Origin of the sequence: Parahaliea aestuarii, from assembly GCF_008064635.1 — a bacterium.
GTDB lineage: Bacteria > Pseudomonadota > Gammaproteobacteria > Pseudomonadales > Halieaceae > Parahaliea > Parahaliea aestuarii.
The window spans coordinates 382,324-391,754 of record NZ_VRYZ01000005.1 but is presented as its reverse complement, the minus strand read 5'-3'; the positions used below and the strand labels follow the sequence as shown (position 1 = coordinate 391,754).

Genomic DNA, 9,431 nt, shown 5'->3' with positions numbered 1-9,431 from the left:
CGGACACCACGGCTTCCGAGTAACAATGCAAACCCCGCGTCGCTACGCTCCGATGGGTGGCAGCTTTGCTCCGGTCCGGGTGGCAGCCTTCAAATGGAATGGGTGGCAGACTTCAGCGGTATACGCAAACCACCGCGGTGGCCGCTCTATTTTTACTGAATTGATATTAAGCTTAAAGGCCCTAAGCTGTCACTGTCATTCGCAGCCAACGATTCCATAGAAGGAGATCTTTGTGACCACTCAAAAACTTGCACCCCGAGTGGTGCGCTACGGCGGCGCCATGTACGGTGAAGACGAGATCAGCCAGGTCAATGCAGTTCTGGCCGACCCCAACGGCATGATCCCCGGCGCCCGCGTCGGAGAATTCGAGGCCCGTGTCGCCGAGTTCATGGGCAAGAAGCACGGCGTTATGGTGAACTCTGGCTCATCCGCACTGATGATCGCCATGCGCCTGTTGAACCTGCCGCCTGGCTCGGAAGTCATTACCCCCGCCCTGACCTTCTCCACCGATGTCGCCACCATCTACCAGGCGGGCTACCGGCCGGTGTTCATCGACGTGGGGCTGGATGACTACCAGATGATGGCGGATCGCGTTGCAGACGTGATTACCGACAGCACCAAAGCCATGCTGGTGCCGGATCTTGTCGGCGGCATTGGCGACTGGGACAAGCTGCGGGCACTGGCCGACAAGCACGACCTGAAGCTGGTGCACGACTCCTGCGACACCCTCGGCGGCAGTCTGCGAGGAAAGAAGACCGCCACCCGCGCCGACATTTCCGTGACCAGTTTCTCCATCTTCCACATCATCACCGCCCTGGGTAACGGCGGTATGGTGTTCTTTGATGATGACGAACTGTTGGACACCGCACTGATGCTGCGCGCCTGGGGGCGCTCGTCGGAGAAGTACATGTTCGGCACCAAGGTGGCCGAGAGCGATGGTCGCTTCCTTGAGAAGCTGGATGGCCTGGATTACGACTCGCTGTTCCTGTTCGAGGATCTGGCCTACGGCTTTATCCCTAACGAGGCCGGTGCGGCCTTCGGCCTCGGCCAGATGAACCGCATCCACGAGCTGTGGAAACTGCGCAATGAGCGCTTCCAGGGCTATTACGAGTTCTTTGAACAATACGCCGATAAGTTCATCGTACCCACCACACTGCCGGAAACCGAAACCACCTGGATCTGCTTTCCGCTACAGATTCGCCCGGAAACAGGCTGGAGCCGTAAAGCCCTGCAAATACACCTGGAGGACAGCGGTGTATTCTCCCGCGTCATTTTCTCGGGCAACATCACCCGCCACCCGATGCTGAAAGGCCGCGACTACCGGGTTCACCCGGCAGGCCTCGGCAACTGTGACCAGATAATGGAGTTTGGCGTGATGCTGCCCTGCCATCCGACCATGACGGAGGAAGACCAGCGCTATGTGGAGCAGGTGCTGGAAGCCTTTATCTCTGCAGACGGTAAACCCTGAGGGGCACACAAGTGCCCCGTTATTGGGCCGGGTCCGCTTGCTCCGGCTTTGTGGATTTCCGGTCCAGCACGAAGGCCGGCACCGCCCTCAGGCTGTGCAACACCGAGATAGAAGTGCAGTTCCCGCTGGCGGGATCGGGGTGCCCATCGGCAAGGCGCTGCAGGGCGTAGTATTTCCCCGGGCAGGTATAGCCGTGGGTGTCTGCCGCCGGCTTGCCGGAGGAGCGTCCGGTTCGGTCCTGGATGCGAATGGAGGCGTGGGCCAGCCATTCGAGGTCCCAGTAGCCCGCCAGATAGCCGCTGGCCTCGCCGCTGTCCGGGTCTATCTCTAATCGCAGGCGCGCGTCCCGCAGGTAGAGTTCGCTATCCAGACGCTGGGCCGCGCGGATCAGGCGCAGGTCGAAAGGTCCGGTGGCGATCACCTTGCCTTCACGTACACCCGTAGCACTATTGTGAAATCGCTCTTGCGCCACTGTGTTAAAACTTCTCCAGGGCAGCGGCTGGCCATCGGTGCCAAGGGATACCGGCTGATCGCTGGAAGCGATGCGCAGGGCCACCGGGCCGTCCGCCCCGTTCTCGGGCATATCCACTTCCAGCAGCATGGTGGTGCTGCCGTCGAAGATGAAGGAGTTGGCAAAGGCCGCCGCCTGCCCGGTGGGTTGATAGCCGCGCACACAGCCCATCACGCGCCAGTACTGGTTATCGATGGCGCGACCCTCAGCGAGCGCAGTGAAATCATCGGTGGCCGGACACTGGGCCGGCGGCGCACTGCGCTGCGACAGGCTGCCGTCCGGTTCCATGCGCTGCAGGCTGAGCGGGCCATCGATGGTGTACATGCCCGGATCGGGAAAAGCCCCCGGGTTGGCGCAGGGGTCTTCCTCCGGGTTTTCGTAGTACCAGGGTGCCTGGGCCTGGTACAGCAGCCCCTGATTTTCTGCATAACGCTGCCGTTCGCTGGCCGGCAGGCTGTCGAGAAAGCGCTCTGAATAGCCTTTATTGAAGCCCTCGGGGCAGTCTTCAGGCCCGGCCCCCGGGGTGACCATGGTGAACGAAGACAGGACAAAACCCAGTGTTTCTGCCTGCACGGCGCCCGCGGCAAGACCCGCCAGCATCGCGCCGGCACGCAGTAGCCGAAGTGCGATACCTGTTCTCATACCAGCACCTCCGTAAGCGCGCGATCGGTTTCCATGGAGCGGGTTCCCCAGCGGCTCACCGGCACGCCCATCAGCTGCTGCAGGGTCAGGCCAACCCGGCTGACCGGATCGCCCCGGCCCTTGATGTGCTGGCCGCTGCGCAGGCGACCGCCAGCACGGCCGGCCAGCATCAGGGGCAGACCCGACACATCATGGGTTTTGGCCAGAGAGGTTTCCGAGTGAGCCAGCACCGCGCAGTTGTCCAGCAGGGTACCGTCGCCTTCCGGCACTGATTTGAGAATGTCGAGAAACTCGCCGAAGGCGAGCATGCTGCGCTCGACAAAGTAGGTCGCCTCCGGCTGGTAACCGAGTGCAGGGTCAACAGACTCTTCGTGGGTGAGCTGATGGTGATTGGCGCTGCTGCCGGCGCGACGCAGGTTGGACGCGCCGGGGGAGAACACCACATTGAACACCCGGGTTTGGTCGCAGGCCACCGCCAGCGCCATCAGCTGGGCCAGCAGGGTGTGATTGCGTGCCACCTGGTCGATTTCCGTGCCGGTGGCAACTTCCTGCGGTTGATCGGGCAGTACACAGGCCGCCAGCGGCTCCGGCTCCTGCAGCATGATATCCAACTGCTGCTCGGCCTGCCGCACTGCTGTGAAATACTGATCCAGCCGCGCGCGATCCCCGCTGCCGAGTTGTTGCATCAGACGCTGGCGGTCTTCTTTTACCGCCGACAGCACACTCTGGCGCATCATCAGCGCCGGGTCGGGCCGGAACTCGCCGGCATTGGGGTCCTGGAAACCCTCACCGAACACCCGCTGGTACAGCGCCAGCGGCGAAACCTCCGCGGCGTTGACCACACTGCTGCTGCGCCGGCTGTAACTGTGGCGGGGGTCGCCACTGGCGGCAATTTCCAGTGATCGAAAGCGCGTGCCGGTGCCGATGGCATCGGCGATCAACACATCAAGCGTCGGGGTTACATACTCATCCGGCACCATCGGGGCGTTGCCGGTCAGGGTGCCCACCACCCCGCTGCTGTGAACCTGGTTGGGGCGCCCGTCGAGATGGACGTTGAAGCCGCTGAGGATGCTCAGCTCCCGGCGGTGGCGTTCAAGGGCCGCCAGTTCCGGCGTGAGCGCCCATTTGGCGCCCTCGGCCTGGGGATTCCACCGCTCCGGGGTCATGCCGCAGCCCCAGAACCAGGTGCCAAAGCGCAGGGGCAGCGGCGCACCGGAGGCCAGCGCGGTACCGTTGCCATTGAGAAAAACATCCAGTATCGGCAGGCCCACGGAAATCGCGGAGCCCTGCAGCACACCGCGCAGCAGAGTGCGCCGGGTCAAACCTTTCACTTTCATGATGACGCTCCCTGGCTTTCGGGTACTGCGTAGAAGGTCTCGCTGGTGGCGATCTGCCACAGCAGGTCGCGGAAGCGGTAACCGGAATCGGAAAATGCCTGCTGCAGGCTGTCGAGCGCACGGCGCTGATGACGCAGGTCGGGCGCGCTCAGGGCGTAGCGGAGCAAGGTATCCACCAGGCAGGCGGGTACACCGTCGTGTTCGCTCAGGGCCTGCCCCAGCGCTTTGGCATCCCCGAGCTGGCGCCCGTCCAGCTCCCCGCGGGTATCGATAAGCGCACCATTCTCACGCGTGCGAAACATGCCCACCCCATCAAACTGCTCCAGGGTCAGGCCAATCGGATCCATCAGGTGGTGGCAGGCCGCACAGGTGCTCTCCTTGCGGTGGCGCAGCAGCCGCTCCCTTGCCGTAGGCAACTTGGCAAAGGCTTCGTCCAGGGTGAAATCAACATCCGCCGGAGGCGGCGGAATGGTCTGGCAGAGGAAGGTTTCGCGCAGGTACAGGCCGCGCAGTGTCGGGGAACTGCTGCCGGCGTGGGCGCGCAGCGACAGCAGGCTCGCCTGGCTGAGCAGGCCGGCCCTGTTGCCCTCCTCCGCAAACTCATAGGGCTCCCAGTCGTCCGAGCTTTGCACCGGCACGGCATAGACCATGCCGAGGGCGCGATTCATGGGCATGGCGCGACGCGTAAACAACTCGCGGTAACTGGCGTTCTCCTGCAGCAAGTGTTCGTTCATGGTCAGGAGGGTCTGTTCCTGCATGGCCTCTGCGACCTCTGCAGTGAAGACCGGATACAACGCGGCATCCTTGGACAGTTCATCGAAGGTATCGAAGCGCAGCATATCGGCGAAGAAGGCGCGCATGCCGGGTTCCAGACGAGGTGACTCCAGCAGGCGGTGTACCTGTGCCTCAAGCCCCTGCCTCGTGTAGAGATCACCCCGCTCCGCCGCAGCAAGCAATTCGGCATCCGGCGTGCTATTCCACAGGAAGTAACTCAGCCGCGAGGCCCGTGACCAGGCCGTAAGACGGGCTTCATCCGGGTGCTCGGGGACGGGCTCGACACGCTCAACACGAAACAGGAACTCCGGCGAGACCAGCAAGCTGGCCAGGGCATACTCCAGCGCCTGGTAGTGGTCACCGCCTTTGGCCATGACCTCTTCCGCCACCGCGACACGCTGATCCTGCTCCGCCCGGCTCAATGGACGGCGGAACAGCTGGCTGCCGTAGTGCTGTATGACTTCGTCGATACAGGCATCCGCCAGTGGATCACAGGACAGGAACTGCTCACGCCCCTCCTCCGCCACTACCTGTTTCGCAATGCCCCGGGCCATGATGTCGTACTGTTCATACCCCGAGGGCGACACGCTGGTGACCGCGCTGCCCACGGCAAGTAGCCGCGCCTGCCGATAGTCCGGCTCAAAGCGACCATACAGCTCGATGGAGTGGCCAAAAATATCGGCGACACTGTTGCGGTACTGGGATTCGGTGAGGCGCTTCATACCCACCACACGCTGGTTGTCAGCTGAGGCCTCGACACTGGACAGCGCTGTCTGCGACAGTGGCAAGCAGACCCCCAGCAGTATCAGCGATCGTTTGACTCTGTGAAGCACTGGCATTGCGGCGCCACCCCTTTGTTATTACTTATCTATAAGTATATTGAGCAAACCTGAAGCGGAAATGAACCCGGGTATGAAAGTGTGATGGCGAAACGGCCCGCGCGGCGCGGAGGTCAGGCGCCGCGAACCGGCACCCAGACCCGGGCATGACCGCAGGCGACAAGGGTTTCACCCACGTGCGCCAGGGCTTCCATATGAACAATCTGCCGCTCGGTTTCCAGCTCGGTCACGGTCATCGATGCCACAACTGTGTCGCCCACAAACACCGGTTTCAGGAACTTCAGTTCCTGCGACATATAGGCGCAGCCCGGCCCAGGTAGCCGGGTGCCGACGATGGTCGACCACAGGCTGGTAGTGACCATGCCGTGAACCACCGGCCTGCCGAAACGGGTTGCGCGGGCGAACGCCGGATTCAGGTGCAGGGGGTTCACATCGCCGGACAGCCCGGCGAAGGCCTGGACATCGGCGTCTTCGATTCGTTTGTCATATCCGGCTGTCATACCCGGCGCAATTTCATCCAGATAGTAGCCGCGCAGTTGCTGGTAGATATCATCACCTGGCATCTACTGGTTCCTCATGAAATCGCACAGCTGCGTCGCTGTCCCTGTTCGCCGGGGCTGCAAACTCGCTGAGGACCACCGGGCCGATGAGGCCGGCGGCCACCAGTTGGTCCTGGTAACCCTGCATGTGCGAGTACAGGGGATCGCCGCTCAGGCCGCGCCCGACAAAGGAATTGCGCAGGGGGGGCCTCAAGCTCACCTCGATGTGATTTTCTCCCGGTTGGAGTGCATCGGTGATGTCTACTCGGCTCGGCGGTACGCTGGCCTGCCCCAGGGTCTGGCCATTCACTGACACCGTCGCGGAACCCTGCACCAGGCCCAGATCAAGCACGTAGCGGCTGCCGGCGTTCAGCGGATCGAGGTTAAGCGTATGCCGGTAAATGCCGGGGCCGGCTGCATAACGCTGGGCATCAATCTCCCGCCAGTCCCGTAGCGGCGCCGGCGCAGCCTGATAGTCACCCAGTTCGAGGGACCATTGGTCCAGCGCATGCGTATGCTGCGCGGGGCGCGCCAGCGAAGTGACTGGCGGCTGCGGGCCAGACGATGCCGGTATCTCAACCCCGCTGATCAGGAAGCGCGACTCCCAGGCTGCGAGCTCGACAGGCAATTCGTCGCCCTGTATAGCGGCCGACCACGTCGCACCCGTGCGGGGGTCAAACCACCAGGCGTTCGCGTCGACATCGCGCAGAGCGACATCCGCTCCCGATGCCGACTGGTTGGCAAAGAAGGTAATTTCGCTACCGTCTTGCAGCACCCGACGCTGGCGGTGAATGGTGGATGGACGGGCATAGCGGGCGCTCTCCGGCGACGCCTGTACCAGCGCCTCCAACAGTGCAGCGGAACCGGTTTCGAAATGGCCTTGCACCAGGTTTGCCACGCCCTGCACCACCGCCGCGTCACCGCGTTCGGCATTGAGGAAGGAGCGCTGCTGGCTGGGGAGCTGGCCAGCAAAATATACCGGCACGCCCTGCGCCTGTTGACGCGCCAGTGCGTCCACTGTTTGCAGCGGGAGCGAGGGCACATCGGCCAGCAATATGGCACCGTAGCGACCACCGGACGCGGTTAGTTCGCCGTTCTCGACCAGCCCGCTCTGCAGGGCGTGGTCGTTCACCCAGCCCCAGGTAATGCCGCGCCGATCCAGTTCATCCAGGGTCGGCTGCAAGGCTTCCATCCAGGTAACGCGGTGATCGGTCTGCTTCGGCGGCACCGTCATCAGCTTGCCGAGCTGCTCCTTGCCCGCGGTGAGCTCGGGTGCTTCGAGCATGACGGAAGCGGGGTCAGCGTCCGGCAGGCTGCCGCTGACCAGGACTTCTTTGCCCTCGCGGTCCGCATTGGGACCGTGGAAACCAAGGAAAGGGTAGTACACCAGTACATCCAGTACCGGTGCACCCTGGCGCAGCAGGTGCTGGCTGCGGGTGATGGTCTGGTTCAGCTCCGGCAGGTCCGGCCACAGCGAGGTGTTGGCCTCGGAATACAGGCCGGAAAAGTGCGCGGGATTGCCCGGGCCGGAAAACGGTTGCCAGCCCTCCTCCCCGTACTCGCCGTTACCGCTGCCCTGCCAGGGATAGGGCGTACCGTGATAAATAATATGGTTGATCCCGGCAAGCATCAATTTATCCGCCGCCGCCTTCAAACGCCGCGCTGTGGGCTGGTAATCGCGATTGATCCACACGAAGGACTCGGCGCTGACCAGCGGGCGCCCGTACAGCGCGGCCGCGGATGAAGCAAACTTGAGGCCCACATTGGCACCGCCGGCCCACAACTGCTCGGTCTCGGGAATGGTATTGGCACCCATGGCGCGCAGCAGGTCGATGTCCATGCCGTAGCTCTGACCACGGGACACCAGCCCGCGCTGCGCCGCCCACTCGGCCGAGCCCTCCACAAAGCGCTCGACAATCAGGTCCGACAGGGTTTGCTGGTAGTCCATACGAATGCGCTCATCGAGGGGCGATATCGCGTACTCCGGTGCCGAGTGAACCCCAAGCAGCTCACGGAAATAGACATTGTCGAAGCCTTCCACATGAATCACTGGCAGGTAGGGCTCCAGGTCATAGCCCCGGCGCGCCCGGAACTCCGGCAGGATGTCCTCCACGGCCATGCGGGTGACGCGAAACTCCAGGCTGTCGTTGAAGAAACCCCGCAGGCCCTTGCCGTACTGCGCCGGCAAGCCCGTGCGTTCGCCGTAGGCGTATTCATAGTGTCCCAACACCTGGGCTGAACGCAGGTGATCCACCACAAAGCCCTGGGGCTTCTGGGCGGCGCCCATGGGTACCTCGCCGGAGGGCATCAGGTAGTGGGCAATGATCTGCCAGCTACCCTCGGGAGCGTTCCAGCGCAGCGTGGCGTCCAATCCCTTTTCGATGGACACCTTGTCGGTTAGTACTTGCAGGGATTCGCCGTCGATGAACACCGTATCGTTTACATTGAACGGACTCCAGGCGTGTTCACCTGCCTCAACCCTGGCCGCGGTGACACTGAGCAGGCGGGCGTGATCGGCGGGATAGTTGATGAAGTCCGCGCCGGCCAATTCTATGGCTGAGAATATCCGTTCGCTGGGGCCGGGTTCGGGGCGTGGCAGTTTCCGGCTAATTTCGCCGCCTCCCTCGACCCGTTCGCTCGCGGTTACCAGCGTTGTCACGCTGTCTTCCAGCAGAACTTCCGGCCCCCCGGGCGGCCAACCGCTGAAGTGGGTTAAATCCACCTGCATTCCGAGGCCTGCGGCGTGCTCAACGGTGGCATTGAGCGTGGTGTAGTAGTCCGCCGAGTCAAAACTGTAAACGCGGGACATCAGGGCTTCGTTATCCGCGACATTGATCATGCCGCTGATGAAGGGCTGGATTTCCACGCCGCCAAAGCCCGCCTGGAAGAGGCTGTCCAGTTGCGCCGTGGCTACATCGGCGCGTACATCGCCGCCCGGCCACCACCAGCGTGTCCAGGGGCGGGCCGAAGCCGGTGGCGAGGCCAGCTGCTGCCAGTCGACCGGCTCAACCAGCGCCTTCTGCTCAAGGTCAGGTGTGGCGGCTTCCTCATCCGGGGCGTAGGTGGCAATGCTGGGGAAACCCGCCGGATTTTCCGGCGGTACCAACGCCTGGTTGAGTGTGTGGTAGAACCAGCCCACTGCGACCGCTGCCAGCAACACAACTGACAGCAGTATTATCCCGAAGACTTTAGCGATTCGGCGCAGCATATGGTGCTCTCCTTACTGGGTTCAGGCATTGCGGAAGCAGGCTAGTCAGCGAGCCTGAAAGCGGCATTAAATTAGGGGTAAAAAAAAGCGCCACTCCCAAAGGGAGGTGGCGC

Annotated in this window: 6 protein-coding genes; 1 reads left to right on the top strand and 5 read right to left on the bottom strand. The window is 62.9% G+C overall.

Annotated features, from left to right (window positions below; all coding sequences use genetic code 11):
* Positions 1-232 precede the first annotated feature (232 nt).
* Complete coding sequence (locus tag FVW59_RS13395) at positions 233-1,468, top strand: DegT/DnrJ/EryC1/StrS family aminotransferase (protein WP_148064844.1); 1,236 nt, start codon at positions 233-235, stop codon at positions 1,466-1,468.
* Between the two features lie 19 nt (positions 1,469-1,487).
* On the opposite strand, the gene FVW59_RS13390 is transcribed toward FVW59_RS13395, so the two are convergent.
* The 5 genes from FVW59_RS13390 to FVW59_RS13370 form a co-directional block, all read right to left on the bottom strand.
* Positions 1,488-2,621 carry a hypothetical protein gene (locus FVW59_RS13390; RefSeq protein ID WP_148064843.1) on the bottom strand — a complete coding sequence of 378 codons (1,134 nt, stop codon included), beginning with the start codon at positions 2,619-2,621 and terminating at the stop codon, positions 1,488-1,490.
* The gene (locus FVW59_RS13385) at positions 2,618-3,958 is read right to left on the bottom strand and encodes a DUF1552 domain-containing protein (RefSeq protein WP_148064842.1); all 1,341 of its coding nucleotides are present in this window, start codon (positions 3,956-3,958) and stop codon (positions 2,618-2,620) included. The genes FVW59_RS13390 and FVW59_RS13385 overlap by 4 nt, the downstream gene beginning before the upstream one ends.
* Positions 3,955-5,571, bottom strand: a complete 1,617-nt coding sequence (locus FVW59_RS13380) for a DUF1592 domain-containing protein (protein WP_148064841.1) — start codon at positions 5,569-5,571, stop codon at positions 3,955-3,957. Before FVW59_RS13380 ends, FVW59_RS13385 begins: the two co-directional genes overlap by 4 nt.
* A 113-nt stretch (positions 5,572-5,684) precedes the next feature.
* Positions 5,685-6,134 (bottom strand): MaoC family dehydratase, encoded by a 450-nt coding sequence (locus FVW59_RS13375; RefSeq protein WP_148064840.1) that lies wholly within the window; start codon positions 6,132-6,134, stop codon positions 5,685-5,687.
* On the bottom strand, positions 6,124-9,318 hold the full coding sequence (locus FVW59_RS13370) for a glycosyl hydrolase (protein ID WP_148064839.1): 3,195 nt from the start codon (positions 9,316-9,318) through the stop codon (positions 6,124-6,126). Before FVW59_RS13370 ends, FVW59_RS13375 begins: the two co-directional genes overlap by 11 nt.
* Positions 9,319-9,431: the final 113 nt, after the last annotated feature.